Raw genomic sequence first — 25,515 nt, 5'->3', positions numbered from 1 at the left:
GCAGGCGACCTTCAGCGACCTGAAAGACAGGAGAATATACATGCAACGACCCGTCGCCCTCGTTACCGGGGCCAGTAGAGGCATAGGCCGGGCGATCGCAGTCGAACTGGCCGTCCAAGGCTTCGATCTTGCGGTGAATGCGTCCAGAGGGGCAGATCTCGAAGATGTCACCCAGGACATCATGGCCACTGGCGCCAGGGCCATGGCTTTGCCCTTCGACGTAGGCGACCTCGGCCTTCATGACAAAGCTTTGGATCAGCTAGAAGCCGAGATCGGTCCGCTCACCACGCTCGTCAACAATGCCGGCGTCGGCGTGCTTCAGCGCGGTGACCCCCTCGATGTCAGCGAAGCCAGCTTTGATCGCTGCATGCAGATCAACGCCAAGGCCGTCTTCTTTCTGACCCAGGCCGCAGCACGTCGGCTCATTGGACAGGATAATGACCCCGCGCGCCCACGATCCATCATCAATGTCACTTCGTCCAATGCAAGTGCGGCTGCCGTACCCCGCAGTGAATATTGCGCATCAAAGGCCGCAGCGGCGATGATCTCCAAATGCTTCGCTGCGCGTCTCGGGGCTGAGGGCATCCCCGTATACGACGTTCAACCGGGCCTCATCGAAACCCCGATGACCGCACCGGTGATCGACAGCTACAAGCAGCGCGCCGTCGATGGCCTCTGCTTGTTTCCGTGGGTTGGTCAACCTGAAGACGTTGCCCGAGTTGTGGCCAGCCTGGCGACCAACCGACTGCCCTATACAACCGGACAAGTCATTTCCGTCGACGGCGGCATGCTTGTCCCTCGCTTCTGATCCAAAGATTTTTGACGGCGAGGACGTGCGCAGACCGTCAGCTTCCAGGTGTCAGAGATGGCCGGTCAAATGACCGCAAGGGGGCGCGCACCTGCCCGGCGGGTTGTGGAAACCCCTGCCCCTCCAATCCTCCAGCCAGCGCCTTTAGCGGGGCCGTTTGCGGTCTGTCCGTTTCTCAACAAAAATCGAGAAAAGCGGCCAAATCGAAGCATCTTGAAGAGTTGAACCATCCAGGAGGAAGGCGTCTACAAATCTAGGGGCTATTCAGTGCGACGGAAAGCCAAACGCAACGGATACATTGTCAGGAAATCACGCCGCCTGCATTTTTCACCCTGACGACCATGGGCATCTGATGTTCGTTGCCTCGGACACAAGTTTTCCTGTCCTTGGCTATAAATATGACGCCTGTCTCGACGACGTTGGGGCGAGGCTTCTGGACGAATGGTAGTCGCTTGTCGCGGGGCGGGTCAGAAGAGAATATTCCTGGTACTCCAGAAAAGGAACGGCACGCCCATTGGGGCGTGCCGGAAGGTTAGGCTGACTGAGAGGTGGCCGCTTCGAAGTCCCCCAGGAGCCGCTCAAGGTCAAGCACCGTTACGAAGCGCCCGTTGCCACGACCTATCCCGGCGATGCAGCGCCCTGACCATTGGCCGCTTACAGATGGCGCCGGATCGAGGGCACCGTCGTCGAGGGTTGTCACTTCGAAGACCCGATCAGCACGTAGCCCGAGCCGCCGATCCCGACCCTCGCCCGCAAGAGCCAGGACGATGATGCGAGTGTTCTCGGTGTCGGTTGCCCCAGGCAGACCAAGGGTCAGGCGCAGATCGACTACAGGAACGCCCTGGCCACGCACGTCGATCATGCCCATCAGCGCCTCGGGAGACTGGGGCAGCCGCGCAATATCCCGCATATCCAATATTTCCTGCACCTTTTCGACGGGCGCTGCGAAGAGTTCCTCCGCAACGCCCAGAGTTACGTACTGGGTCTGCTCAGCCATGGCCGATCTCAGGCCGCGCCGCGGCGGCTGAACTCGGAATCGAGCGCATCGGGCCCGTCATCGAGGGTAAGATCGAACCCACCACCGCTGCTTGCCCGGCCCGCCGGCTTGCGGGGGGCGACATGGGGCGCCTTGGCATGAATGGCCTCTCTCAGCGCCGACGATGTTCTAGAAGCACCTTCCCGAGCTGCCTGGGCCTCGCCGAGACGGAAGTAGCTAATTGCCGCCTGCAGTTGCTCCGCTTGGCCCGCCAGCTCCTCCGAGGTCGCCGACATTTCCTCGGCGGCTGAGGTATTTTGCTGGGTAACCTTGTCGAGCTGCTGGATAGCCGTGTTGATCTGGCTGGCACCGGCATTCTGCTCCCGGCTAGCTGCCGAGATTTCCTCGACCAGTTCAGCCGTGCGCTGAATATCGGGGACCAGCTTGCCGAGCATTTCGCCGGCAGACTGGGCGGCCTTGACCGTGGTGCCCGAGAGCGTCGAGATTTCGGCGGCAGCAGCCTGGCTGCGTTCGGCGAGCTTGCGCACTTCGGAGGCGACCACCGCAAAGCCACGGCCATGTTCGCCGGCACGGGCGGCTTCCACCGCGGCGTTGAGGGCGAGCAGATCGGTCTGGCGGGCGATCTCCTGCACGACCATGATCTTTTCGGCAATAGTTTCCATTGCCGCGACGGCGTTGGCAACCGCTTCTCCCGAAGAGATTGCGTCGGCAGCGGACTGACGAGCAATCTTCTCGGTTTGGGAAGCATTGTCGGCCGACTGCTTGATTGTCGCAGCCATTTCCTCCATCGAGGCTGATGCCTCTTCCGTCGAGGACGCCTGCTCGGTTGCGCCCTGGCTCAGTTGCTCGGCCGTAGCCGACATCTCCTGGCTACCTGCGGCGACATTGTTGGCGGAGGAGATCGCGTCGGCGATAACTTCGCGCAGCTTTTCGACCATGCTTTTAAGTGCGATGCCGAGGCTATCTTTTTCCGAGAGCGGCGTGGGGGTGACGGTAAGGTTACCAGCTGCGATCTGTTCCGCGACTTTGGCGGATCTGCGGAGACCTTCCACCATGCGGGCCATTGCCTGGCCCAGTACGTCCTTGTCTGAGAGCACGTTGGGCTTGGCGCTGAGATCGCCATAGCCGATCTGGTCAGCGATCGCCGCAGATGCAGCAAGATTTTCAGTCATCTTGTTCAAGGCAACCACCAAGTCCTTAACCTCGTCGTTGGACTTGACGGTGGCCGTCGCACTCAGGTCCCCTTTTGCCACAGCATCGGCTAGGCCGAGAGCGCTGTTTACACCTTTGAGAATGCCGGTGGTGATGAGAAAAGCCAAAGCTATGCCAGCAATAATCGAGAACCCCAGCAGACCTACGATGATGAACATAGCCTGACTGAAGATGGCGTCCCCGAGGTCGCTCGCCGCCGCGCCTCCAGCGGTGTTCAAGTCTACGAGTTGCCCCAAGCTGCCGGAGAATTCGGTGAACAAGGTTTGCGACTCGCCGTTGTAAAGAGCCATCGCCTCATCAGTCTGATTTCGCGCAGCTAGGCCGAATGCGGTGTCATGAATTTCCAGATAGCGGTCGAAAGCGCCGGCAAATGAGTCGTACAGCTCTTGTTCCTCAGGTGAAGATATCATGGGTTCATACTTGGCACGTAATTCCGTGATTTCACCCAGCGAGTGGTCCATCTGTTCTGACAACATGCGCATCCCAGCTTGGTCTTGCGCGATCACATGGCCAAACTCGGCCAGTCGATAGTCCGAGGCGGCTGTATTCATCCGGTTGATCGTATCTACGCTGGGGAGCCAGTTGGAGGCGATCTCAGTTGACTGATCATTGATCACGCTCATCTGGTAGATGGAGAGTGCGCCCAAGATGGTCGTCAGCAAAACGAGCAAGCCGAAGCCGAAGCCGAGCTTTGCTTTAAGCGATAGTCTCATTTGAGGTCCTTTGGAGCACACTGGTTGTGGGCTCACGTTGATCAAGGTTGCTGTAAGGAGCGAGGTTCGCAGAAGGGCTGCACTAGGACGGCCCTTCCTCTTCTTCCGGACTGATCTCGCACTGCATGATCCGGTTTAAATCGGGGATGATGATGAAGCCGCCATTGCGCTTGCCGATGCCCTCGATGAATTCCGGGCGCCAGCGCATGCCAACCTTGGGAGCCTCCTCGATGGAGGCGGCTTCAATCTCGGTGACGTCATGCACCTTGTCGGCGAGGATGCCGGCAATGGTGGGTTCGCCGTCCATGTCCACTTCCATCACCACGATGCGTGTGTCCTGATCAGGCTCGGGCCGCTTCATGCCGAACATGACGCGGAGATCGGCCAGGGGGACGACGTAGCCGCGCACATTGATGAGCCCACCCACGAAATCTGGGGCATTGGGCACTTCGGTGATCGGGACGAGATCGAGGATCTCGCGTACCCGGTCTGCCCCTTGCGCACCTGGTCAAAGGCGGTCTCGAATTCGTGCACGAAGCCGGCCACGGCCGTGAAGCCGAACATGGCGCCCGAACCCTTGATGGTGTGCAGGGCCCGGAAGGTGGAATTGATGAGGTCGGCATTGGACGGGTCCTGCTCGAGATCGAGCAGGCCGGCCTCGAGCTGTTCGAGCAGCTCGCGCGCTTCCTGGCGGAAGGTTTCGGTCGGATCGGAGATGTTCATGCGCCGGTGACCTTCTTGATGATGGCCAGCAACTGGTCCTGCTTGAAGGGCTTGACGATCCAGCCGGTGGCGCCGGCTTCCTTGGCCTCGCGCTTGAGTTCCTCGTCGGACTCAGTGGTCAACAGTATGATTGGCACCCCTTTGCTGGATGGGTGTTGGCGGTACTTGCGAATGAAGTCGATGCCGTTCATCGCCGGCATGTTAAGATCGGTGATGACGGCGTGGACGGTCTGCGAAATCACCTTTTTGTAGCCATCGGCCCCATCGATGGCTTCGACAACATCCAGTCCCACGCTCTGCAGGGTCATCGACACCATCTGGCGAATGGATGCGGAATCGTCGATCGTCAGAATGGTCTTGGTCATGCCGACAAGTCCCTTGGCTGCTGGAGTGGAGTAACCCAGAAGCGAGCCTCGGCGAAGATCGGCTCGCCCTCCACGTCTAGGAATCCCTTTTCTGTCAGGAGTTTGCGTAGGCGACCCTTGGCGGGACCTGCCATGGCTAGCGACTTGCCGAGGCTCTTGGCCTGCTTGTGAGCTGCGAGCAGCACTTGCAGGGTACTGACATCGACGCAAGTCGCTTCGTCTAGCGACACGAGCACCACATCATGGGCCGCGAGCGCGCTGCGCAGCATGTCAGTGATATCTTGGGAATGCCTGATGTCAGCGTCACCGCTGATTTCGGCCACATGGGGGCTGCCTCCGGTCATGACCATGACCGAGCCAGTACGAGCATTGCGCAATACATGGACTACTCTACCGCAGAGATGCTGGGAAGCGGTTTAGGATGGGATCTCTAGAGATCCGGTGAGTGCTTTTGGACGCCTTTATTAACGACGCAATTCGCCGTATTCCCATCCGACGCATGCGATAAGTTACGCGACAGATCTTAACCGACGGTTACTGTGGGTTTTTGACATTAAACTTTCTTCCCAACAGTATAACTGCGTCATTCCCAGCAGTTATTTTTACGATTTGTCCGAATTTGACTCCTGCGACCCAATACTTAGATTCAGAGTGGAGAATCTCAATCCGTACGCCCTTAAATCAGGGAGCCAATTTCTCGCGAACTCTACTTGTAATCCAGAGGCGAAAGGGGCGTGCCAACGAAACCTCGCGCGGAAGACTTTTCCCTAGTGAACGGTAGCACCCACCGACCGGGTACCTTTGTTGATGAGAGAATTCGGGAAGGGATGTCTCCTGCGATAGATCTTTCGAGGTTTCGGCTGATTCAGGGCTGGTGACCAGCCGTAGGTTTGATCTGCTTTTTTGGGTGTCGCTCCAAGCCGATACTGGCACCTTCAAGCCAGGCCGCGGTTGTTCGCCGCCACCATGGCTCCCCGAGGACGCCCTACGCCGATCCTTGTGGACACTGTCGCGAGCAGACGGGGTCGTCTTGTCGGAATATGGTACGCCGCTCGGCCTGCCGCCGCTGCGCCGGCTGATATCGCGACAACTGCTGATGTCGGGGTGAATGCATGCCCCGATCAGATCATGCTGACCGAGAGCGGCACCCAAGCCATCGACCTACTGTGCCGTTTTCTGCTGGAGCAAGGCGATACCGTGTTGATCGACGAGGGGCGGCGAGAAGCGGCCCTTCTTGTCCGGCATAGCCAGTGGCGCCGTGGCAAGGCAGTGATGGGCGTAGAATCCGGCATAGGATGTCTCAGGTCACAAAAAAACTTCAATGATTACAATGAGGCCGCAGCGATAGTCTGGCGCAAGCTCAGATTTTGTGGGCAACAGTCTGGCTTAAACCGCTGTTCTGCAGAGCAAAAAAGCCCCCGGGACTTTGCCGGGGCCTTCAGGATCTCATAGCTAATAGTCGCTATCGGATAATGTTCGCGATGTCCGCGCGCTCGAAGACGGAGTACCTTCCGCAAGGTAATGGGAGGGCAGAAATTTTCTTAGCCTTGAGTACCTTCATAGCGCCGTTTGTAGACAAGCCGAGCCCATTCGCGATTTCTCTCAAAGTGGCATATTGCGCTTCGAAAGCTCGAACAGTGGAAACGGGTGTCAACTTGAAACCGCGAGCTGTCCGAATACTTGGACGAGGGAGCGCACCAACTTGATAGAGGTCAGATAGGACGGCATCGGATACTCGCAACCGCTTTGCAATTTGCACACCGGTTAGACCGCGGTCTTCCTCGTCGACGGAAGCAATCAAATCTGCCCGAGAGACGAGCAAGCCTGACAGGCCCTTTTTCTGCCCTGACCTGAATCCGGTTCGAACCTTGCCTGCAAGAATGAGCTCCAGGATCTTTTGATCGGTGGCGATTGCCTGAATTGAATTGCTTTGGTTTTCCTCCAATGAGTTGATCTCCGAAGGGTCCACGGACGAGCGACCAATAACCTTGGTCAAGATATCGATGGCGTGCGACCGGCTGTAGAGACTCTCTTCTCCTCGGCGGCCTACCAACGGGATGGCACCCAATTCAAGGAGGGCCCTCACCTGAAAAACCCTCGCCCCTAGGATTCTCCGTAGTTGCGCCTCCGTGGAGCCGTTCGTGATGCTCGCGACGATTATCTTGGCTGAACTTGGAGAAATTACTGCTCTACCCCGCAATCCCTTCGGCCGTTCTGTCAACGATGGCTGGTGCCGCAGCATCAAACGTATACGCTGAGGATCTATGTGCTTGGATTCTCCAAGCGCTTTGATTGAGCTGTATTCCCTGGGAACGACGCGTTCACCGAACAGCGTTGCCTGTCCTGGGTAGTTCGCGGTGATGTGGCGGGCAAGGATGGCTCGAATAGCTTCAAAGTTGGCATCTTCCCTGTGATCGCGCAAGAAGCGATACATCGTGCCGTACGCGCTACTGGGACTGCGGTATCGCCCATCGATACGCACAAGATCGTCCCTGAGTTGCAGGTACTCGACGATGGACTCTTCCTCCCCTTCGAGCACCTCAAAACCCGTGCATGTTGATTTCCGCCGAGAAGTGCCCCGGTGGGGATGCGGACGAAAACTTGGACTATCAAAGGAGGTAGTTCATGTATTCGTACGAAGATAGGATCCGCGCGGTCGAGCTGTATATCAGGCTCGGCAAACGTGTCAGGGCGACCATTCTGCAGCTGGGTTACCCGACCAAGAATGCCTTAAAGGGCTGGCATCGCGAATACGAGAAACGCCTGGATTTGCCAGTGGGTTTTGCGGTCCGAGGCCCCAAATACAGTCAGGCACAGAAACAGGCGGCTGTAGAATACTACCTCACGCATGATCGCTGCATTTCCGCAACGATGAGAGGGTTGGGCTATCCCGGTCGTGGAACGTTGACCGCATGGGTTCGCGAGGCGCTTCCTCAGGCTAGGAAAGCCATAGTTGGGGTAGCTTGCCGCCCAAGCTATCCAGCTGCATTGAAGCAGGCGGGCGTCATTGGTCTTTGCAGTCGAGAAGAAAATGCGCAGGCAGTTGCTGACAAACTCGGCGTGTGCAGGCCAACATTGTAGAACTGGAAAAAGCAGTTACTCGGCTCTGAGGCTCTCGCAACCATGAAACGCAATAAGTCCGTGCCGCCAGAGCGAGAGGAGCTGCAGCGTCAGCTCGAATCCCTGCAACGCGACATCCGGCAGCTGCAGATCGAGCGGGACCTTTTGAAGAAGGCCAATGAACTTCTAAAAAAAGGCCTGGGCGTTGATCTGCAGCTCCTGAGCAATCGGGAGAAGACACTGCTGGTTGACGCCCTCAAAGATCTCTATCGGCTGCCAGAGCTGCTTGCCCAGTTGGGGCTGGCACGAAGTTCGTACTTCTACCATCGAGCCCGTGTGAAGCTGGCAGACAAGTACCTCGCCATTCGTCACAGCATCGCTGAAATCTTCGAACTCAACCGTCGCTGCTACGGTTATCGCAGACTGCGGGCGTCGCTGACCAGGCAGTGCATTGTGGTCTCTGAAAAGGTCGTGCAGCGGTTGATGAAACAGGAGAGCTTGGTCGTTGCACGGCCAAAGCGGCGCCGGTACGGCTCCTATCTTGGAGAAATCAGTCCGGCTCCTGAAAACCTCATCAACCGCGATTTTCAGGCCAGAGCCCCGAACGAAAAGTGGCTTACGGATATCACCGAGTTCCAGATCCCCGCTGGCAAGGTGTACCTCTCGCCCATCATCGACTGCTTCGATGGCTTGGTCATCAGCTGGTCCATTGGAACGCATCCGGATGCCGAGCTGGTCAATACGATGCTGGATGCCGCCATCGAGACTTTAGCGGACGCAGATGCACGGCCCATCGTTCATTCTGATCGCGGTGCCCACTATCGCTGGCCAGGTTGGCTATCGAGAGTCGATGACGCGAAGCTGGTTCGCTCAATGTCCCACAAGGGGTGCTCGCAAGATAACGCTGCATGCGAAGGCTTCTTCGGCAGGCTGAAAACGGAACTCTTTTACCCGCGGGACTGGAGGGCGGCCACGTTCGAGCAGTTCGTGAAAGAAGTTGATTCCTACATCCGTTGGTACAATGAGAAGCGCATCAAAATATCCCTTGGCGCTCTTAGCCCCGTCGAATACCGCGAAAGTCTTGGCATTAAGGCATAACCGGTCCAAGTTTTAAGCCGCACCCCCTATCCCAGCCTACTGGGTCACTTCTCAGTGGCATTCAACACCATGAGCTCCTTGAGCAGCTGAGACAAAACGCAACGGACGATTGGCATAAGAGGGAAAGCGCGCGCGCCAGAATGCGGGTGCTCGTCAAGCGCATCCTAAAGAAGTACGGCTACCCACCCGATCTCGCAGAGGACGCCGTGAAGCTTGTCCTGGAGCAGGCAGAGGCGCTTCTACGGCAGTTTGGCTGACAAGTGATTGCAGAGCCTTCGCGACACCCAAATGGAACCCAGCGCGGAAGATCAACGCTGCGACTTACATCGCCAGTCGCCTAACGTGTTGATAGCGTTATGAGAAAGTGGTGCCCAGAGCCGGAATCGAACCAGCGACACGCGGATTTTCAATCCGCTGCTCTACCAACTGAGCTATCTGGGCATCGGGCCGTTGCGGCGGTGCCGCGAGCCACCGGCCTTATAGGGGAACGGTTTTTGCCGCGCAAGCGTGAAAACGCGGTGTGGATAAAGGGATTTGCGGGGGAGGGTGACGGCGTTGTGACAGCGCGCTGGCAAGCACTGCCAGGCGCAGAGGGTCGTGTCGCGCGCGAGCCGAGGATCATTTGTGCCCAGCGCTGGCCGCGCGCTGCTTCAAGCGGCCCTGCGGTCGGGCCCGAGGGCGGCCCAGCGGCAATCAGAGCCAGAGCCCAGACGTTCCGGCTTTTGGTGAGCCCCCCTGCCAGCGGCAGGAGTCGCATCGCGGCGGTGAGCTCAAAAGTTCTCGTCCTCGCCGTCCGCGTCAGGCAAGGGCTCGTCGTCCCTGGCGGGAATGACATAATTGCCAGTGAGCCAGCGGTTGAGGTCGATATCGGCGCAGCGCCTGGAGCAGAAGGGTTTGAATTCTTCCACCATGGGCTTGCCACAGATGGGGCATTTCTTTTTGGGAGATTCAGCCATCAGACGCCGGACAGGCTCGACTGGTTGAGCCAGTTGAAATGCACCGGATAGCCCTCACCCGCCAGAAGCTGGGTGGTTTCGTGCAAAGGCAGGCCGACCACGGCGGAATAGGACCCAACCAGCTTGACCACGAAGGCGCCGGCAATGCCCTGGATGGCGTAGCCGCCGGCCTTGTCGCGCCATTCGGCACTGGCCAGATAGGCCTCCATTTCTTTGGAGGACAGGCGCTTGAAGCGGATGCGGGTTTCCACCAGGCGGTGGCGGCGGGCGCCCGAGGGGGTGATCAGCGTGACCCCGGTATAGACGCGATGGGCGCGGCCCGAGAGCAGGCGGAGGCAATCGGATGCCTCTTCCATGGTCTCGGCCTTGGGCAGGATGCGCCGACCCACAGCGACCACCGTGTCGGCCGCCAGCACCATGGTATTGGTGCCGAAGCCGGCAATGGACGCCTTGTGCTGGGCCGTCAGGGCCTTGAGATCGGCCAGGCGCTGGGCCAGCTTGCGCGGCAGTTCGCCTTTTTCGGGGGTCTCATCGACATGGGCCGGCACCAGGTGCTCGGGCTCGATGCCGATCTGGTTGAGCAGAGCCAGCCGGCGCGGTGAGGCCGAAGCCAGAATCAGGTCGGGGCGGCCGGCCATGGCGCGGGATGCCTTTTACTTAAAGCGGTAGGTGATGCGACCCTTGGTGAGGTCGTAGGGGGTCATTTCGCACAGCACCTTGTCGCCGGCGAGAACGCGGATACGGTTCTTGCGCATGCGCCCGGCGGTGTGGGCGATAATTTCGTGATCGTTTTCAAGCTTCACGCGAAAGGTCGCGTTGGGAAGCAATTCGGTGACCACGCCCGGGAATTCGAGCACTTCTTCCTTGGCCATACTTTCTCCTGAGAAGGCCCCATGCGCCATTGTTGGCTGGCCGGGGCCGCAAAATCGGGCGGAACCTACTTCAATTCAAAGGTTTTGTGAACCACTTGCGATCAATGGCCCCAAACGGGCTTTCACGCGCTTGCGCAAACCGTCGCGCAGCTCGCGATAAGCGCCCAGAACCAGGCTGCGATTGCCTTCGACCAGCGAGGGGTCATCCACCTGCCAGTGCTCGATGGCACCAGCTTCCAGCCCCTTCTTTTCCACCGCATCGGGGGCGTCGTCAGAAAGGGTGATGACCAGGTCGAAATGATTGGCGACCAGCTCGTCCAGGATGTGGGGCGTGTGCACGCTCATATCAATGCCGATTTCTTCCATCACCTCATGCACGAACTGATCGGCCTTGCCGCCATTGACGCCGACCGAGCGGGCAATGACCCGCCCCGGAAAGGCCTGGCGGGCGAGCGCTGCGGCGATGGGCGAGCGCACCGAATTCATCGAGCAGACAAACAGCACGGTCGGCAATTCGCTGGTCGCCTCATCGATGCGGGACGCATAGGGCTGGACGGCACAGATCAGCGTGAACAGGCGCCGGGCGGTGTTGAGATCAACAATGATCTTGTTGGTGAGGCGGGTGCGCAGCAGCTCGGCTGCTTCGTTGTGCATGCCGCGCCGGGCCATGTCGACGGTTTCGATCTGGAAGGGCTGGGCCGAGCGGATCGCCTCGTAATAGGCGTCGCGGATGCGGAAATAGTCGCGGATGAGCCGGCGGAACGGGGTGAGCGAGAGATAGTGGGCGGCGATGGGCTGGAAAGTCTCGGGATGGCGCACATCGAGCAGGATATAGTTGCCGATGATCGACATGTGGAGCGCATAAGGCCCCTCGGCGCTGACGCGGGCAGGCTTGAAGGCATTGTCCTCAAGCAGATCGTAAATGGCAATACGCCATTCATGCACCTCGTCAGGATTGATCGAGGTGATGGTATTGGGGTCGAGCGTGACGGTGACCAGCCTGTCCTTGCCGGTCGCCGCCTGCTCTGTGCCCATCGAAATGCTCACCGATTGAGCCTTATGGAAATGGACCGGCCATGCCCATCGAGGTCTTCGACCCCGGCAATGGTGACGGCGGGTTCGGCCAGCGCTGACAGCGACGACGGCGTGCAACCGAGGAGCGAGGTGCGCTTCATGAAGTCGAGCACGCCCAGGCCCGAGGCAAAGCGCGCCGAGCGGGCGGTGGGCAGTACATGGTTGGAGCCACCGACATAATCGCCGATGGCCTCGGGCGTATGGTGTCCGAGAAAGATCGCGCCGGCATGACGGATTTTCGGAACCAGCGCCTGTGGGTCGTCGGTGGCGATTTCCACGTGTTCGGAGGCGATGCGGTTGGCAAGGTCCGCTGCCTGATCGAGCGATGCGACGGTGATGATGGCGCCGAACTCCTCCCAACCTTCGCGGGCAATGGTCTGCTTGGGGAGCAGGGCAAGCTGGCGCTCGACCTCGGCACCGACTGCATCGGCGAGTTTTGCATCAGTGGTGACGAGGATCGACTGGGCCCCTGCCCCATGCTCTGCCTGGGCGATGAGATCGGCCGCCACCCAGGCGGGATTGGCCGAATCATCGGCAATGACCAGCACTTCGGAGGGACCGGCGATCATGTCGATACCGACCTGACCGAACACCTGGCGCTTGGCGGCGGCGACATAGGCATTGCCGGGCCCGGTCACCTTGTCGACGCGGGCGATGGCCTGGGTCCCATAGGCGAGCGCTGCAACGGCCTGGGCGCCGCCAATGCGGTAGATCTCGGTGATCCCGGCAATCTGTGCAGCGGCGAGAATGGCCGGGTTGATCTCCCCATTGGGCGTCGGGACCACCATGGCAATGCGCGAGACGCCAGCCACATGGGCGGGCACGGCATTCATCAGCACAGATGAGGGATAGGAGGCCAGGCCACCGGGCACATAGATGCCGACGGCGTCCACGGCGGTCCAGCGCGACCCGAGGGTCACCCCGAGATCATCGGTATAGATGTGATCCTGCGGTTTCTGCTTTTCGTGATGCGCCTTGATGCGATCATGCGCGGTCTGCAGGGCGGCGCGCACATGGCCTGGAACCCGCGCGGCTGCTTCAGCAATCTCATCGGCAGAGAAAGCCAGGGTCGACGGGGTGACACTGGCTCGGTCGAACCTGTTGGTCAGCTCCGCCACTGCCACGTCACCACGCGCCCGCACATCGCTGATGATGGATGCGACCGTGTCGTTCACATCCTTGCTGGACTCGCGCTTGGCGCCGAGCAGATCGGAAAAGCGCTGTTCGAAATCGGACTGGGCGCTATCGAGGCGTAAGGGCATGAAATGCTTTCTAGTCGAGGGCGTGTGCGGGTTTGCCGGAAGCGGCCCAGGCAGCGCCGAGGTCAGTCAGCCGGGCCTCGAGATATTCGACCGTGATGCGGATCGTGCCGCCGCCTGCGAAGCGCAGCTCGACAATACCTGAGGGGGAATCGGTGACCTGAAAACCGATGGCGAGAAGGTTGAGCACGCCTTCGGGCGCAGTGGGATCAAATCCAGCATAGGCGACATGGGTTACCCCGCGGAAATCGAGTGCAGCACGTTTGCGCGTGCCTTTGCCGCGCGGCGTGTCGCTTTCCCAGGCAAAGCGGTTCATCAGCATTGCAAAGCGTTGGTCTCGCCGGGCATAGCCCATATCGGGGACGCGGACGACCGCGTCCTGCGCGTGGGCGGAGACAACTTCGAGGTCTTCGGTATCAAGCGCAATCAGCTTGAGATCGGTCATGTGCAAGGCCCTGTTGGGATGGCGATGACCCTATCTGGTCACGCCACCTCCGATCTACAAGTTTGTGCGGATTGGGGCAATGCGAAGAGCGCCGAGACGTTGAGGGGCAGACCCGCAATGGTCAGCCGCAAACACAAATTCAGTCGTATCCGCCATGGTACGCGTTGCCGCCGCTACTCGGGCATAACTTTCACAGCGCTGCACGCTAAAATCGCTCCACCGGAGTGCTTCTGCCTTCGGCACCGCGCGCTGCCACTCGACCACAGGTCTCGTGGCCTGACTTACTAAAATCGCTCCACTGGAGCGATCTTGCCTTCGGCACCGCGCGCTGCCACTCGACCACAGGTCTCGTGGCCTGACTTACTAAAATCGCTCCACTGGAGTGATCTTGCCTTCGGCCGTGCGTCAGCCAGCAAGCCGCTCGATTTCGGCGCCGCAGCGGGAGAGCTTGTCTTCCAGGCGTTCGAAGCCGCGGTCGAGGTGGTAGATGCGGTTGACCACGGTTTCGCCCTTGGCGGCGAGGCCGGCGATGACCAGCGACACCGAGGCGCGCAGATCGGTGGCCATGACCTGGGCTCCCTTCAATTGCGGGCGGCCGGTGACCGTTGCCACCTGGCCGTTGACGGCAATGTCGGCGCCGAAGCGGGCGAGTTCGGCCACATGCATGTAGCGGTTCTCGAAAATCGTCTCGCGAATTTCGCTGACACCCGAACTCATGGTCATCAGCGCCATGAACTGGGCCTGCAAATCGGTTGGGAAGCCAGGGAACGGGTCAGTGTCCACGTCGACGGGCTGGATGCCATTGCCGTTGCGCCGCACGCGAATGCCATTGGCCTCGTGGGACAGCTCCGTCCCGGTCTGGGCGAGAATGTCGAGCGCAGCCTGCAGGTGCTCGGACCGGGCGCCCCTGAGCAGCACATCGCCCCCGGTCATGGCCGCAGCCATGGCGAAGGTGCCGGTCTCAATGCGATCAGGAATGACTTCCACGGTGGCGCCGTGCAGCTTCTCGACGCCTTCGACAGTCAGCGTGCGCGTGCCGATGCCAGAAATTTTTGCGCCCATGGCCACGAGGCATTCGGCGACATTGGTGATTTCGGGTTCCTGCGCGGCATTTTCGATGATCGTGGTACCACGCGCCAGGGAGGCGGCCATCAGGATGGTGTGGGTGGCGCCCACCGAAACCTTGGGGAAGCTGACCGTGGCGCCGACCAGCCCACCCTTGGGTGCGCGGGCGACGACATAGCCTTCATCGATGTCGATCTCGGCGCCCAATTGCTTGAGGCCATAAAGAAAGAGATCCACCGGACGCGTGCCGATGGCGCAGCCACCGGGCAGGGAAACCCGCGCCTCATGGCAGCGAGCCAGCAGCGGCCCGATGACCCAGAAGCTGGCGCGCATCTTGGAGACCAGATCATAGGGGGCGGTGGTGTCGACAATATCGGCTGCGTGGAAGGTCATGCGCTGGCCCACGCCTTCCTCTTCGCCACGGCGACGACCATGCACCGCAATGTCGACGCCATGATTTTCCAGAATGCGTTCGAGCTGCTTGACGTCGGCCAGGCGCGGCACATTGTGCAGCACCAGCGGCTCGTCCGTCAGCAGGGACGCGATCATCAGTGGCAAGGCGGCGTTCTTGGCGCCTGAAATGGAGATTTCACCCCGCAATTCATTGCCGCCAACCAAACGAATACGATCCATAAGAAGTCCTCAGAAATGGCCCGATAGGCCTGCTACCTGTTGGGAGGCAAGGCAGGGTCTTCGATGCCACGTGAGCCAGACCAGCCGTTCTCGAAAGTGTTGCGATCAGAATCGCCCGAAAATGGTTTACGGTTTCTTGTTCGTGTCCGTTTCGGGTGTCGTCAGAGCCTGCTCGTTCGCGTCGCCTGCGGCGCGCGCCTTTGCCTGTTCCTTCCGACGCTTGAGGTTCTCCCGCAGCTTTGCGGCCAATCTTTGCTCGCGCAGTGCAGTTTGTTCCGATTTGCCCATGGCCCTTCGGCACCTCGATTCCATTGGTCCGGTTGATAGGCTGTTTTTGGTCTTGCGTCGAGACGGTCCCTATGGCAAAGGAGCCCCCGTCGCCGCGCCGGATCACCGGCCCCCGCGAATTTGCTGCCGTAGCTCAGTGGTAGAGCACTCCCTTGGTAAGGGAGAGGCCGACAGTTCAATCCTGTCCGGCAGCACCAGTTTTCTCCTCCGTTTGATTTGCTACGGCGCCGCGCCGTTGCCTTGCCGACCATGGCCGGGAAGGCTATGGCTGGCTTGCATCAGGGAGGGGCGCATGACCGAGCAGGGACTTTACGACATTATCGACCCGCGATTCGCGCACAAGATCGTGGGCAGCGCGCAATTGGAAGAGCTGCACACCGGGTGCCGCTGGGCCGAGGGGCCGGTGTGGTTTTCGGACCATGATGCACTTTATTTTTCCGACATCCCCAATCAGCGGGTGCTGCGTTATCTGCCCAGCGACAATTCGGTCAGCGTCTATACCGAGCCATCGAATTTCGCCAATGGGCATACGCGTGACCGCCAGGGTCGGCTGATTTCCTGCGAGCATGGGCCGCGCCGGGTGACCCGGACCGAGATCGACGGCACGATCACTGTGTTGGCCGACCGGTTTGAGGGCAAAAGGCTGAACTCACCCAATGATGTGGTGGTGAAGTCGGATGGTTCGATCTGGTTCACCGATCCGAGCTACGGCATCCTGTCCGATTATGAGGGGTATAGAGCCGAACCCGAGCAACCGGTGCATGGGGTCTATCGGATCGATGGGCGGAGTGGCGAGGTCAGGCTGATGGTCGGTGACTTCGTGCAGCCCAATGGGCTGGCCTTTTCGCCCGACGAAAGCGTGCTCTATGTCGCCGATTCCGGCGCCAGCCATAATCCCGATGCGCCGCGCCATATCCGCGCTTTTGCCGTCGAAGACGGCGGAATGGCGCTGCGGGACGCGGGACCATTTGCGGTTATCGACAATGGCATTCCCGACGGCTTCCGGGTGGATACCGACGGCTGGGTGTGGTGTTCGGCCGCGGACGGCGTGCAGGTGTTCGACGACACGGGCACGCTATGCGGCAGGATCTTTGTGCCGCAGACGGTTTCAAACCTGACCTTTGGTGGACCGAGGCGGAACCGGCTCTTCATTACCGCCACCACCTCGCTCTATGCGCTCTATGTTACCGCGCGGGGCGTGCAGACCCCTTGACCCGCTGGCCGAAAAAACCGCCCAGCAGGCGATCGGCCGAAAGCGTGCCGCCACCATAGACGACCAAGGCGAGAGCCATGGCGAACCAGGGCAGGTGGAAATTGATCAGGCCATCAGGCACGGTGAGCTGGATGATGACAGTCATGCCCAGAATGCCGAGAGCGGCGAAGCGCGTGCCCAGGCCCAGCACCAGCAGGATGGGCAGGATGATCTCGCCCAGACCGGCCAGGAACGCCATGGTCAGCGGCGCGGGATAGGCGAAGGCCTGCCCGAAAATGTGCAGCTTGAACTCCTGCTCGAAGAGATAGCGGGCACCGGTCGAGAGATTGAGAAAGCCGTCCCATTTCGTCAGGCCCGACCGCCAGAACGGAATGGCCAGTGCGATGCGCAGGGCCAGTAGCGCTAGGGCGGCCGGGACTGCGCCCAGACCCGCATCGAGACGGTTCCAGAGGGCAATGGCGCGATCAAACATCAGCTTGCTCCTTGGTCAGGGCCGCAAAGGCGCCCAGTCCGGCCAGCCCCACCAGCGCGGCGCCGGGATCAAAATCAGGAAAATCGGTCAGGGCGGCTTCGGACGCCTGGCCCAAAGGCAGGCCCTGCCCTATCGCCTTGAGGAATGCAAAGGCGGCGGGTGGAATGATGGTGAGGCGAATGTCGGCCTCTGGCCGCGTGAGCAGCACGCATTCGCTGCCCGATAATGCCGGAATGCTGACCGGCGTAGTCTGGTGGGCAGACCAAAGCGAGCCGACCGGAAAGCCAGAGCGCACCAGGCGCGTGGACGGCGCCAGTGTCAGATCGAGCGCGGCCAGCGCATCACCGCCAATCGTGCTCAGATCGGCCGGGACAAGAACATCGACATCGGCCGCATTGTAGGCGTCGGTCCAGGCCGCCTCGAGCCGGGCCAGATCGGGTAGATAGGGCAATCCCGAAGCGGGCGGAAACTGCGCCACAAAATCGGGGAAGCTGTCGCCATAGTGGAGTAGAACCGGACCCTTGGGCTTGGTCTGCCCAACATAGAGCCGTGCCATGCCGGCAAAGAACTCTTCCCCGACCAGTTGGCGGGTCACCGGGAAGCGGGCCGCAAGGGCACCAACCAGGCTGACATGGACATTGTTGCGATAGACCGCGAAACGTTTGCTATCCACACTGCCGCGTGGCGAGACCAGTCCCGCCGGTACCGGCTGAGCGGGATCGGTCAATGCCCGGGTGAACTGGCTCTGACTGGTCATGATGCCAATCTCCGGTTCAACGTGCCATCGAGCACCTCGTCCACCAGACGAACCTCGTCCATCAACACATCGAAGGCGGGTACGTTGTTGTCCCATTCGACCAGGGTCGGCAGGGCACCCGTGCGGATGATGGTGTGGCGGTAGAGCGCGAACACGTCGGGGCGCACGCGGCTGCCATGCGCATCGATCAGCAGGCGTTCGCCGGCGTCATCGGTGGTTTCATCATAACCAGCAAGGTGAATTTCACCCACATGGTGCACCGGAAAGCGATCGATATAGGCCACCGGATCGAGCCGGTGATTGACCGCCGAGACCATGACATTGTTGACGTCGAGCAGCAGGCCGCAACCGGTCCGGTCGGCGATGGCGGCGAGGAAATCGACCTCCTCGATAGTGCTTTCTTCGAACAGGACATAGGTCGAGGGGTTTTCGAGCAGCATGCGGCGGCCAAGGGCCTGCTGCACCTCATCCACATGGGCGACGACGCGCTCCAGCGTTTCAGGAGTGTAAGGCACGGGCAGCAAATCGTTGAGATAGCCTTCGTCATGGCTGGACCAGGCCAGATGCTCGGAAAAGGACGCGGGCTGGTAGCGCTCGACCAAGGCGCGCAGGCGCTTGAGGTGGTCGCGATCAAGCGGCGCTTCGCCGCCTATGGACAGGCCGACGCCATGCAGCGAGAGCGGATAATCCGCGCAGATCGCGCTGAGATAACGATGAGGCGGCCCACCCTCGCCCATATAGTTTTCGGCATGCACTTCGAAGAAGCCAAGATCGGGCTTCTCGGCGATGATCTGGGCATAATGCTGCGGCTTCAAACCCAGCCCGGGGCGTGCCGGCAGAGGGTCGTGGAACATGGATGCCTCCCTTGAGAAAGGCGGGAGGCTCGTGAGCCTCCCGTGATTGGCGCCAATCAGCTTGCCGTGGGAAGATCGCGGTCGAGCGGCTCGAGCGAACCCATGCGATCTCCCTCGACCGACATGGTTTCGCAGGTGCCTGCAGGTACGGCTTTCCAGGCGTTGCCCTGGTAGTCGATGGTGGAGGTACCGGCGCAGGTGGTGCCGGGGCCGGCGGCGCAGTCATTGGCGCCGGCAAGAGCTACGCCGTAGCACTTTTCGGTGGCAGCCATGGCGTCGCCGCCCATGGAGTCCTGGGCAATTGCTGTGCCCCCGAGGGCGGCGGTCAGCGAGGCGGCAAGGGCGAAGGTCGAAAGACGATTCATGGGGTTTCTCCTCTGATGGGGAACCTTTGGGGGTTCCGACACGAAGACATTCGCTGCGCGACCAAAGGGGTTACAGACTCACACGTTCGTGAACGTGAAAAACCGACGCCAGGAAAACTGGCGCCGGCCTTGCAATAAATTGGTCATTGAAAAAAGCGGGGACCGGATCAGATCCAGTATGGGGTCACGCCATAATAGTCATGGACGCGGCGTCCATTCTCGGCCGTCCAGAAATTGTCGTCCTCATTCTCGTAGCGCGGCGCACCTTCGAGCTGGTCCTTGGTGATGTCGACGCGGTAGCCACCAAGATTTTCATCGTAATCCAACTTGGACCAGGGCAATGGATAATGGTCGTGGCCAATACCCAGGAAACCGCCAAAGCTGAGAACGGCGTAGGAAACCTTGCCGCCGCGCTTTTCGACCAGGATGCGCTCGATGGAACCGATATGGTCGCCATTGGGGTCATAGACCTTGGTGCCTTCGACCTTGTCCGACGCGATCAGATCGTGGGTTTCCTTGACGTCAGCTGAGTCGACGCGGTTGTCATCATAGGCCATTTCATCCTCCTTGATTGGGGTGTGGAGGCAGAACGCGATGCCCTGATGCAGGTTTCGCAGAAACTGGAAATGTGATCAGGCGACCAGGCGGGGGCGGGTCAACGGACGCGGACCATGGTCGGCAAGATAGGCCACAAAGGGCGCGATAAAGAGTGGACGGGAAATGCCATAGCCCTGAGCGAAGTTTACCATACCGGTCGCCTTTAGAGCGTTCAGCCGATCCATGGTTTCTACCCCTTCGACCACCAGAGACCGCCCTGAGGCCTGCACCAGGTCGATAGCGTAACCCAGCATCGTGGACATGACCGAATGGTCCGGGGCCATGGCGAAGGATCGATCCAGCTTGACCCCATCAATGGAGAGGGCGGCCAGATTCTGCATGGAGGAATAGCCCGCGCCGAAATCGTCAATGTAGACCTTGAGGCCAGCAGCGCGCAGCCGCTCGATTTCGACCTGCGCCGTTTCGGGGCTGATTTCGGCGGTTTCGACAATCTCGACAACAACGTCGAATGGAGAGTCTTTCGTCAGGAAAGGGGCGAAGATCGGAACCAGTTTGCCGGCATCGAGGTCCTGTGGGAAAATATTGAAATTGACCTGCAGGCGCAGGCCCTTGGGCAGGTATGCAGTCAGGTCTGCATAGGCATAGGCGACCACCATGGAGGTGAAGCGTTCGGTCAGGCCGTGCCTTTCGATAATGGGCAGGAACCGGTCCGGCGGCACGATGGTCCCGTCAATATCGCGCCAGCGTGCCAGCACTTCGCAACCTGTGGCCAAATCATTCTTCAAATTGAGCAAAGGCTGATAGGCGCAGACTACTGAACCCTTGTCGAGCCGACGCAGGAAACGTGCCTCGAACGACCAGTAGCGCTCAATGATGCGGTGCAATTGCTGAGCAACCCAGGCAGCCAAGACGCTGGTGACAAGCAGGATGACGGCGAGTGTAGCCCAGCCCAGCCCGAAGAGTTGGGTCAAATCGCTACGACTGGCGACGCAATGAATGCCGCCGCTGTCGCACGCGGTTTCGTAGAAAACGCCCCTGAACACCGAAGCAATGGCCGGGCCGGTGGCACTGAGGGCCTCAGCATACAGACCTGCCTCACCCTGGCGGTGCAGCCAGACCTCGTCGCTGAAACGGAAGATGAGTTCCTGTTCCATCCAGCGCGGCCCAGTTGCCGGCAAAGGTTGAGGTGGGACGATCATGGCCAGCGAGCCGCGTTGCGCCAAAATTCCGACCATGCCATCGAGACCAAGAAAGCCAAGATCAATGTCTACCCAGAACGCCATGCCAAACGGGTATTGAGCGGCGATATCGGGCTCGCCCAAATCCTCGGGCGCGTCCAGCCGCCCCGAATTGACCGAACACTCGACGCGACCGTCCGGGGCATAGAGCAGTTCATTGATGCCGTCCGGCAAAAAGGCGATGCGGCGCAGCTCGTCAAGGAATGCCGGTGAACAGGCCGGTTGAACCAGGCGACGATCCATCTCATCGAAAGTAGAGAGAACATTGGCCCGCAGCCGCTCATAACCGGTCAGGCTGCGTTGCGTTTCCACCCGCATGTTGAGCGAGACCTGCTCGGCAACAATCCAGGTGGCGCCGAACATCAGGACCACGAAAGCCACCAGCCAGAGGCCAATCCGTCGGCCCCGCGCATGTGTCCCGGCAATCAGGATGCCGATGATTCGGTTCATCCGAACGTCCTCCGCATCCCGCCAAATTGCCGCAAACCTCTCAAGATGGGGTTAAGCGGAGCGTTCCAATGCGGGCAGAGGCCGGAACCGTCAGCGTATTGTCGCATTGATCTAGCTGGAGGGTCGCAAGGCCCAGGACAAGTTCGGGAGAGAATAATGATTTTCGACACCCTGAAACAACGCATGGGTGGCAAGGACCAACTTAACCCCATGCAGATCGCGCATCACACTTTGTTTACGGCACGCGAAAAGATCGAGTTGCTGCACCAACTCAAGGCAGAGGCAACGGGTGCGAAGACCGAAGGCGCCGCGGTTGCCTACGAGCCCGAAGAAATTGACCAAGCCATCGCAGAGGTGCGCGAAGGCGTGGAGAGTGCCGTAGGCACCGAGACAGTGTTCAAGGGGGACTATTGATGGCCAAGGGCAAACAGGCTCCGCCGATGGCGGAAGTGGACCATCTGGTGGACGAAAACTCGGCCAAGCTGGATGTACCAGACGGATCCGGGCTCAAGGTTGCCGGAGAACACGATGCGACGGTCGGCTCGACTGGACCGACCAATTGGTGGCTCTATGGGTTGTGCGCTCTGGCGATCATAGTGGCCATTCTGCTGCTCATGCAGATCTTTTCAGGCGCGCCAGGCACCGACATGCAGCCGGGCTCACCGACATCGGCACCGGTGGTCGAGACACCCGCGCAATAAGAAAGGCGCGACCCAACGATCGCGCCTCTGAACAATTCCGTATTGGTGATCAGCCGCGGATGGGCGAAAGCTGAATTTCCACGCGACGGTTCTGCGCGCGTCCGGCTTCGGTGCCATTCGAGGCGATTGGCGAGGTTTCGCCCTTGCCTTCGATGTAGAAGCGGCGCTGATCGATACCCTGATTGGCCAGGATGGTGGCGACCGACACGGCGCGGCGCTGGCTGAGCGCCAGATTATACGCGTCGTCGCCTTGGCTGTCGGTGTGGCCATAGACATCGACAATGGTCTTGTCGAACTTCTTGAGGACCAGAGCAACCGAGACCAACGTCTGGTTGAACTGGGGCTGCACCGTCGACTGATCGGTCGCAAAGGTGATGTTGGACGGCATGTTGAGGATGATCTGGTCGCCCACGCGGGTGACAGACACGCCGGTGCCCTGCAGCTGAGCACGCAACTCGGCTTCCTGCTGATCCATGTAATTGCCGATGGCCGCACCGGTCAGACCGCCAACGCCTGCGCCGATCAAGGCGCCAACGCGCGGATCACCGCCCACTGCCGCGCCGACAATGGCGCCTGCCACCGCACCGCCGCCAGCCCCGAGCAGACCACCGCCAGCGGTGTTGGAAATCCGGCTCTGGCCGGTATAGGGATCGGTGGTGGTGCAGGCGCTGAGCGCCAGGGTCGCGGCAAGGGCGACGAGAACCTTCGACTTCATAGACTTCCCCCAAGTAAGGATTCGGTAATGGTGGCCTTGTGTTGCCCTCTCAATAAGGCAGGAGCGTGATGAGGGAAAGAGCCTGAACCGGGGATGAATGGGGTCAGGTGTGGGCCCAACCGGCATCCACAAGAAATTGCTGACCCGTGATCATGGCGCTGTCGTCGGCGGCCAGAAACAGGGCCATGCGGGCGCAGTCTTCGGGCGAGAGCGCTTCAGGGATCGCCTGCTGCTCCTTGATGTTGGCCAGGTCATCCGCGGTGACCCAAAGTTCGCGCTGACGCTTGGTCATCACGGCGCCGGGGACCAGTGAATTAACGCGTATGCCAGATTGCCCCAGTTCTCGGGCCATAGCGCGGGTCAGGCCGTGCGTGGCTGCCTTTGCCGTTTCGTAGACCGGGATACCGGGCGCCATGATCATCCAACTGATCGAGCCGTAATTGATGATCGATCCCCTGCCCGCTTTGGCCATGCCAGGTGCCACCGCCTGAATGGCGAAGAAGGCATGCTTGAGATTGACCCCCATGCGCTGATCCCACTCCTCCGGCGTCACCTCGTTCCATTGGTGGCGCTGGTCGTGGGCCGCATTATTGACCAGGACAAGTGCATCGCCGTGCCGTTCGGCGCATTCAGCTATAGCGGCCTGATAGGCTGGGACGTCGGTCACGTCGCAGGGGATGAAACGCACCGTGTGACCTGAGGCGTTCAGTTCGACAGCCAGGGCCTCGCCGGCCTCTTCTGCGATATCGACGAAGCCGACCTTGGCGCCCTGCCCGGCGAAAGCGCGCACCATGGCCTCGCCAATACCAGAGGCGCCGCCGGAGATGACAACGGGGCAGTCTTCAAGGCTGGGATAGGTGGCAAAGCGGTTCATGGTGATGTCCGGATCGATCGCTGAGATGTCGCGACATATAAACCCACAGAGTGCTGCGCCCGCAACCTAGCTCTGATGTACGTACTTCAGAAATCTTCTGATGATGGAAAGTCGCGCTTCGGGTCAAAACGCTCAGCGCAGCTTCTCGACCGCCGGCGCCATGGTATGGGGACCAACTTCGCGGCGCTCGACTTCGGCTAGCAGGCTCATGATCTTGTCGACATGGGCGATGTGGCGCTGCTCCATGGAAAAATTGAGCGTCACATACTGGCGACCGGGGCAGAAGGTACAGATATTGACCTCGGTGTGCCAGGCGCCGCAGTAGAGCGGCTCCACCATGCCGTGGGTGAGCGGGCCATAGGTTCGGTGCGGCGGTACCAGGGTCAGCACGATATCATTGCCGCCATTGAAGCGCCAAAAGCGCTTGTTGGGCAGGAAGGGAAGGACCCGGTTGACCGCCCGCATGGCCTTGAACATGGACATGATGACCACCTGGAAGGAGGTAATGTCCTTCTGCTCGATACCAGCCACTGTGTTATCGACGGCCCGGACATAGTCGACAAAGTCGTCCATCACCTTGAACTTGGCTTCCAGGGCGCGGACGCGGAAGAAGTCATCGTCGGTGCTGTTCCGCTTGGTGTCGAGCATGGTGTAATTGGCACCAATCACCTTCTTGCTCATATGCTTTTCTGCACCCTCACCATTGAGGGCGTGGGTGACCAACGCGAACATCAGCGAGCGCTGGCGGACGCCAAGCTTGTTGGCCAGTTTGCGCAGGCGGTGGCGCTCGATGGCCAGGGTGCGAAAACCCCAGGGCTTTTCCTTTGGGGCCAGTATGTTGGCCAGCACCAGATAGATCAGCGTGGTCATGCCGCCGCGCAGGGCACTTTTCAGCCGATCACCCCAGGGCAGCTTGTTGGACTTGTCCGACTGCACGCCATGGCTGGCAGATGCCGAGCGGGTCAGCAGGGCCGAATCCGAACCTTCCAGCAAGGCATGGCTGGAGCGCACCTGCAGAATGGCCGCGCGACCGTCACTGTCGGGGCCATCGCGGCGCACCGCGGCCATGACGCGGAACAGCGGCAGGTCCTCGCGTTCAAAGATGTCGGAGGATTTGGACAGCCATTTGTCGGGGTAGCCGTCGAGTTCGTCGACCATTTCGACAGATGTGATGGCATCGAGCATGTGCTTGGGAAAAGGCTGGCCCGGCTGGGCGCCGACAAAACCATGGGTGAGCTGGGGTGCCAAGGCGATCATCTCGGCAACCATGTTGCCCAAGGCGTCCTTGTCATAGCTTCTAGTGGAGAAGGCCGTAAAAAAGACAGTGTCCTTGCCCTTGTACAGAAACCACTGGAAATCGGTGAACAAGGCCTGCGGGTTTTTCTCCACGGCGGCCCGCGCCAGTGCCAGCGCGTCGACCTGCTCGCCGGCAAAACTTGAAGACGAAAAGCTCTTCACTCCCAAACTCCCCTCACTTCTCCCCCGAGATACTTGATCTAAGCGCAGCGCAAACAATCTATCAACAAGTACTCCAAGGTCCGGTTAATTGCGGCCTCGAACACTTTTGGGCTGATTTTGCTTTCAAACCGAATGTAGCCGGGCGGTGTTGGCAGGGCCGGGAGCTTACTTTAGAATAGCTCTCATGTTCGCTGGCGCTCCCCAATGCATGCAAGGGGTTAGGCACGTCAGCGCGTCGAATTGACCTATATCAATGCGGCGGCACGGGGATTAGGTAGAGCTTAAAGAGCCA

General features: G+C 60.1%; 28 protein-coding genes, 2 tRNA genes and 3 pseudogenes. 8 read left to right on the top strand and 25 right to left on the bottom strand.

The annotated features are described in order from the left end of the window. The first annotated feature begins 40 nt into the window (after positions 1 to 40). Positions 41 to 808 (top strand): 3-ketoacyl-ACP reductase, encoded by a 768-nt coding sequence (locus GO014_RS17585; RefSeq protein WP_157291619.1) that lies wholly within the window; start codon positions 41 to 43, stop codon positions 806 to 808. A gap of 532 nt (positions 809 to 1,340) precedes the next feature. Here the strand turns inward: GO014_RS17585 and GO014_RS17580 are convergent. The 6 genes and pseudogenes from GO014_RS17580 to GO014_RS17555 form a co-directional block, all read right to left on the bottom strand. Continuing rightward, entirely contained in the window at positions 1,341 to 1,805 is a 465-nt protein-coding gene (locus tag GO014_RS17580; RefSeq protein ID WP_157291618.1) for a chemotaxis protein CheW, read from the bottom strand. An 8-nt stretch (positions 1,806 to 1,813) separates the two neighbouring features. Then, positions 1,814 to 3,730 carry a methyl-accepting chemotaxis protein gene (locus GO014_RS17575; protein WP_157291617.1) on the bottom strand — a complete coding sequence of 639 codons (1,917 nt, stop codon included), beginning with the start codon at positions 3,728 to 3,730 and terminating at the stop codon, positions 1,814 to 1,816. Between the two features lie 82 nt (positions 3,731 to 3,812). Beyond that, positions 3,813 to 4,178, bottom strand: coding sequence for a chemotaxis protein CheW (locus GO014_RS17570; protein ID WP_343031004.1), 366 nt, complete (start codon positions 4,176 to 4,178; stop codon positions 3,813 to 3,815). A gap of 14 nt (positions 4,179 to 4,192) precedes the next feature. Next, positions 4,193 to 4,453: pseudogene (locus GO014_RS19010) on the bottom strand (Hpt domain-containing protein); the annotation flags it as partial. Beyond that, complete coding sequence (locus GO014_RS17560) at positions 4,450 to 4,818, bottom strand: response regulator (RefSeq protein ID WP_157291616.1); 369 nt, start codon at positions 4,816 to 4,818, stop codon at positions 4,450 to 4,452. The pseudogene GO014_RS19010 and the gene GO014_RS17560, both read right to left, overlap by 4 nt. After that, positions 4,815 to 5,141: an STAS domain-containing protein gene (locus GO014_RS17555; protein WP_157291615.1), complete on the bottom strand. Its 327-nt coding sequence runs from the start codon at positions 5,139 to 5,141 to the stop codon at positions 4,815 to 4,817. Before GO014_RS17555 ends, GO014_RS17560 begins: the two co-directional genes overlap by 4 nt. A gap of 536 nt (positions 5,142 to 5,677) precedes the next feature. Between GO014_RS17555 and GO014_RS19285 the strand changes: the two are divergent. Further along, positions 5,678 to 6,030: pseudogene (locus tag GO014_RS19285) on the top strand (PLP-dependent aminotransferase family protein); the annotation flags it as partial. Between the two features lie 250 nt (positions 6,031 to 6,280). Here the strand turns inward: GO014_RS19285 and GO014_RS17545 are convergent. Further along, a complete protein-coding gene (locus GO014_RS17545) occupies positions 6,281 to 7,357 on the bottom strand; it encodes a hypothetical protein (RefSeq protein ID WP_157291614.1) in 1,077 nt (358 codons plus the stop codon). Between the two features lie 86 nt (positions 7,358 to 7,443). Between GO014_RS17545 and GO014_RS17540 the strand changes: the two are divergent. Both GO014_RS17540 and GO014_RS17535 read left to right on the top strand, forming a co-directional pair. Further along, a pseudogene (locus GO014_RS17540) lies at positions 7,444 to 8,976 on the top strand (IS3 family transposase). After that, positions 8,973 to 9,233, top strand: coding sequence for a type I restriction enzyme endonuclease domain-containing protein (locus GO014_RS17535; RefSeq protein ID WP_343031007.1), 261 nt, complete (start codon positions 8,973 to 8,975; stop codon positions 9,231 to 9,233). The pseudogene GO014_RS17540 and the gene GO014_RS17535 overlap by 4 nt, the downstream one beginning before the upstream one ends. 108 nt (positions 9,234 to 9,341) lie before the next feature. On the opposite strand, the gene GO014_RS17530 is transcribed toward GO014_RS17535, so the two are convergent. The 9 genes from GO014_RS17530 to GO014_RS17490 form a co-directional block, all read right to left on the bottom strand. Continuing rightward, positions 9,342 to 9,417: transfer RNA gene (locus tag GO014_RS17530), tRNA-Phe, on the bottom strand. A gap of 329 nt (positions 9,418 to 9,746) precedes the next feature. Then, positions 9,747 to 9,932, bottom strand: coding sequence for a DNA gyrase inhibitor YacG (gene yacG, locus GO014_RS17525; protein WP_157291613.1), 186 nt, complete (start codon positions 9,930 to 9,932; stop codon positions 9,747 to 9,749). Further along, positions 9,932 to 10,570 carry a Maf-like protein gene (locus tag GO014_RS17520; protein WP_116589382.1) on the bottom strand — a complete coding sequence of 213 codons (639 nt, stop codon included), beginning with the start codon at positions 10,568 to 10,570 and terminating at the stop codon, positions 9,932 to 9,934. The genes yacG and GO014_RS17520 overlap by 1 nt, the downstream gene beginning before the upstream one ends. A gap of 15 nt (positions 10,571 to 10,585) precedes the next feature. Continuing rightward, positions 10,586 to 10,804 (bottom strand): translation initiation factor IF-1, encoded by a 219-nt coding sequence (gene infA / locus GO014_RS17515; RefSeq protein ID WP_046103343.1) that lies wholly within the window; start codon positions 10,802 to 10,804, stop codon positions 10,586 to 10,588. 75 nt (positions 10,805 to 10,879) lie between these two features. Beyond that, positions 10,880 to 11,851, bottom strand: a complete 972-nt coding sequence (locus tag GO014_RS19580; protein ID WP_157291612.1) for a UPF0262 family protein — start codon at positions 11,849 to 11,851, stop codon at positions 10,880 to 10,882. Beyond that, complete coding sequence (gene hisD, locus GO014_RS17505) at positions 11,848 to 13,140, bottom strand: histidinol dehydrogenase (protein ID WP_157291611.1); 1,293 nt, start codon at positions 13,138 to 13,140, stop codon at positions 11,848 to 11,850. The genes GO014_RS19580 and hisD overlap by 4 nt, the downstream gene beginning before the upstream one ends. 10 nt (positions 13,141 to 13,150) lie before the next feature. Then, a complete protein-coding gene (locus GO014_RS17500) occupies positions 13,151 to 13,582 on the bottom strand; it encodes a DUF2948 family protein (RefSeq protein WP_116589385.1) in 432 nt (143 codons plus the stop codon). Positions 13,583 to 13,987: 405 nt separating this feature from the next. Then, the gene (gene murA / locus GO014_RS17495) at positions 13,988 to 15,280 is read right to left on the bottom strand and encodes a UDP-N-acetylglucosamine 1-carboxyvinyltransferase (protein ID WP_157291610.1); all 1,293 of its coding nucleotides are present in this window, start codon (positions 15,278 to 15,280) and stop codon (positions 13,988 to 13,990) included. 126 nt (positions 15,281 to 15,406) lie between these two features. Then, the gene (locus tag GO014_RS17490) at positions 15,407 to 15,568 is read right to left on the bottom strand and encodes a hypothetical protein (RefSeq protein ID WP_425482099.1); all 162 of its coding nucleotides are present in this window, start codon (positions 15,566 to 15,568) and stop codon (positions 15,407 to 15,409) included. A gap of 122 nt (positions 15,569 to 15,690) precedes the next feature. On the opposite strand from GO014_RS17490, the gene GO014_RS17485 reads away from it, so the two are divergent. Together GO014_RS17485 and GO014_RS17480 are read left to right on the top strand one after the other, a co-directional pair. Further along, positions 15,691 to 15,765, top strand: a tRNA-Thr gene (locus GO014_RS17485). Between the two features lie 95 nt (positions 15,766 to 15,860). Beyond that, a complete protein-coding gene (locus tag GO014_RS17480; RefSeq protein WP_157291609.1) occupies positions 15,861 to 16,781 on the top strand; it encodes an SMP-30/gluconolactonase/LRE family protein in 921 nt (306 codons plus the stop codon). On the opposite strand, the gene GO014_RS17475 is transcribed toward GO014_RS17480, so the two are convergent. The 6 genes from GO014_RS17475 to GO014_RS17450 form a co-directional block, all read right to left on the bottom strand. Further along, positions 16,753 to 17,253 carry a DoxX family protein gene (locus tag GO014_RS17475; RefSeq protein WP_157291608.1) on the bottom strand — a complete coding sequence of 167 codons (501 nt, stop codon included), beginning with the start codon at positions 17,251 to 17,253 and terminating at the stop codon, positions 16,753 to 16,755. The two genes, GO014_RS17480 and GO014_RS17475, sit on opposite strands and share 29 nt — an antisense overlap. Next, complete coding sequence (locus tag GO014_RS17470) at positions 17,246 to 18,010, bottom strand: HvfC/BufC N-terminal domain-containing protein (RefSeq protein ID WP_157291607.1); 765 nt, start codon at positions 18,008 to 18,010, stop codon at positions 17,246 to 17,248. Before GO014_RS17470 ends, GO014_RS17475 begins: the two co-directional genes overlap by 8 nt. Continuing rightward, a complete protein-coding gene (bufB, locus tag GO014_RS17465) occupies positions 18,007 to 18,864 on the bottom strand; it encodes an MNIO family bufferin maturase (protein WP_157291606.1) in 858 nt (285 codons plus the stop codon). Before bufB ends, GO014_RS17470 begins: the two co-directional genes overlap by 4 nt. Before the next feature lie 56 nt (positions 18,865 to 18,920). Next, positions 18,921 to 19,229, bottom strand: a complete 309-nt coding sequence (locus GO014_RS17460; protein ID WP_116589392.1) for a BufA1 family periplasmic bufferin-type metallophore — start codon at positions 19,227 to 19,229, stop codon at positions 18,921 to 18,923. 167 nt (positions 19,230 to 19,396) lie between these two features. Beyond that, positions 19,397 to 19,786, bottom strand: coding sequence for a PRC-barrel domain-containing protein (locus GO014_RS17455; protein ID WP_116589393.1), 390 nt, complete (start codon positions 19,784 to 19,786; stop codon positions 19,397 to 19,399). A gap of 75 nt (positions 19,787 to 19,861) precedes the next feature. Next, entirely contained in the window at positions 19,862 to 21,475 is a 1,614-nt protein-coding gene (locus GO014_RS17450; RefSeq protein WP_157291605.1) for an EAL domain-containing protein, read from the bottom strand. 156 nt (positions 21,476 to 21,631) lie between these two features. On the opposite strand from GO014_RS17450, the gene GO014_RS17445 reads away from it, so the two are divergent. Together GO014_RS17445 and GO014_RS17440 are read left to right on the top strand one after the other, a co-directional pair. After that, complete coding sequence (locus tag GO014_RS17445; protein WP_116589395.1) at positions 21,632 to 21,889, top strand: hypothetical protein; 258 nt, start codon at positions 21,632 to 21,634, stop codon at positions 21,887 to 21,889. Continuing rightward, positions 21,889 to 22,176, top strand: a complete 288-nt coding sequence (locus GO014_RS17440) for a hypothetical protein (RefSeq protein WP_116589396.1) — start codon at positions 21,889 to 21,891, stop codon at positions 22,174 to 22,176. Before GO014_RS17445 ends, GO014_RS17440 begins: the two co-directional genes overlap by 1 nt. A gap of 49 nt (positions 22,177 to 22,225) precedes the next feature. Here GO014_RS17440 and GO014_RS17435 read toward each other — a convergent pair whose 3' ends face one another. From GO014_RS17435 to GO014_RS17425, 3 genes are all read right to left on the bottom strand, one after another. After that, positions 22,226 to 22,891 (bottom strand): YiaD family glycine zipper/OmpA-like lipoprotein, encoded by a 666-nt coding sequence (locus tag GO014_RS17435; protein WP_157291604.1) that lies wholly within the window; start codon positions 22,889 to 22,891, stop codon positions 22,226 to 22,228. Positions 22,892 to 22,994: 103 nt separating this feature from the next. Then, on the bottom strand, positions 22,995 to 23,765 hold the full coding sequence (locus GO014_RS17430; RefSeq protein ID WP_157291603.1) for an SDR family NAD(P)-dependent oxidoreductase: 771 nt from the start codon (positions 23,763 to 23,765) through the stop codon (positions 22,995 to 22,997). A 132-nt stretch (positions 23,766 to 23,897) separates the two neighbouring features. Beyond that, positions 23,898 to 25,223, bottom strand: a complete 1,326-nt coding sequence (locus tag GO014_RS17425; RefSeq protein ID WP_157291602.1) for a hypothetical protein — start codon at positions 25,221 to 25,223, stop codon at positions 23,898 to 23,900. Positions 25,224 to 25,515: the final 292 nt, after the last annotated feature.

The sequence above is a fragment of the Devosia marina genome, from assembly GCF_009758415.1.
Classification (GTDB): Bacteria; Pseudomonadota; Alphaproteobacteria; order Rhizobiales; family Devosiaceae; genus Devosia; species Devosia marina.
The sequence above is the reverse complement of the archived record's forward strand: the minus strand, read 5'-3'. Positions and strand labels throughout refer to the sequence as shown.

Coding starts and splice junctions, on each gene's coding strand:
- GO014_RS17585 (WP_157291619.1), top strand. CDS start 41: ATGCAACGACCCGTCGCCCTCGTTACCGGGGCCAGTAGAGGCATAGGC.
- GO014_RS17580 (WP_157291618.1), bottom strand. CDS start 1,805: ATGGCTGAGCAGACCCAGTACGTAACTCTGGGCGTTGCGGAGGAACTC.
- GO014_RS17575 (WP_157291617.1), bottom strand. CDS start 3,730: ATGAGACTATCGCTTAAAGCAAAGCTCGGCTTCGGCTTCGGCTTGCTC.
- GO014_RS17560 (WP_157291616.1), bottom strand. CDS start 4,818: ATGACCAAGACCATTCTGACGATCGACGATTCCGCATCCATTCGCCAG.
- yacG (WP_157291613.1), bottom strand. CDS start 9,932: ATGGCTGAATCTCCCAAAAAGAAATGCCCCATCTGTGGCAAGCCCATG.
- GO014_RS17520 (WP_116589382.1), bottom strand. CDS start 10,570: ATGGCCGGCCGCCCCGACCTGATTCTGGCTTCGGCCTCACCGCGCCGG.
- infA (WP_046103343.1), bottom strand. CDS start 10,804: ATGGCCAAGGAAGAAGTGCTCGAATTCCCGGGCGTGGTCACCGAATTG.
- hisD (WP_157291611.1), bottom strand. CDS start 13,140: ATGCCCTTACGCCTCGATAGCGCCCAGTCCGATTTCGAACAGCGCTTT.
- GO014_RS17500 (WP_116589385.1), bottom strand. CDS start 13,582: ATGACCGATCTCAAGCTGATTGCGCTTGATACCGAAGACCTCGAAGTT.
- murA (WP_157291610.1), bottom strand. CDS start 15,280: ATGGATCGTATTCGTTTGGTTGGCGGCAATGAATTGCGGGGTGAAATC.
- GO014_RS17490 (WP_425482099.1), bottom strand. CDS start 15,568: ATGGGCAAATCGGAACAAACTGCACTGCGCGAGCAAAGATTGGCCGCA.
- GO014_RS17480 (WP_157291609.1), top strand. CDS start 15,861: ATGACCGAGCAGGGACTTTACGACATTATCGACCCGCGATTCGCGCAC.
- GO014_RS17475 (WP_157291608.1), bottom strand. CDS start 17,253: ATGTTTGATCGCGCCATTGCCCTCTGGAACCGTCTCGATGCGGGTCTG.
- GO014_RS17470 (WP_157291607.1), bottom strand. CDS start 18,010: ATGACCAGTCAGAGCCAGTTCACCCGGGCATTGACCGATCCCGCTCAG.
- bufB (WP_157291606.1), bottom strand. CDS start 18,864: ATGTTCCACGACCCTCTGCCGGCACGCCCCGGGCTGGGTTTGAAGCCG.
- GO014_RS17460 (WP_116589392.1), bottom strand. CDS start 19,229: ATGAATCGTCTTTCGACCTTCGCCCTTGCCGCCTCGCTGACCGCCGCC.
- GO014_RS17455 (WP_116589393.1), bottom strand. CDS start 19,786: ATGGCCTATGATGACAACCGCGTCGACTCAGCTGACGTCAAGGAAACC.
- GO014_RS17450 (WP_157291605.1), bottom strand. CDS start 21,475: ATGAACCGAATCATCGGCATCCTGATTGCCGGGACACATGCGCGGGGC.
- GO014_RS17445 (WP_116589395.1), top strand. CDS start 21,632: ATGATTTTCGACACCCTGAAACAACGCATGGGTGGCAAGGACCAACTT.
- GO014_RS17440 (WP_116589396.1), top strand. CDS start 21,889: ATGGCCAAGGGCAAACAGGCTCCGCCGATGGCGGAAGTGGACCATCTG.
- GO014_RS17435 (WP_157291604.1), bottom strand. CDS start 22,891: ATGAAGTCGAAGGTTCTCGTCGCCCTTGCCGCGACCCTGGCGCTCAGC.
- GO014_RS17430 (WP_157291603.1), bottom strand. CDS start 23,765: ATGAACCGCTTTGCCACCTATCCCAGCCTTGAAGACTGCCCCGTTGTC.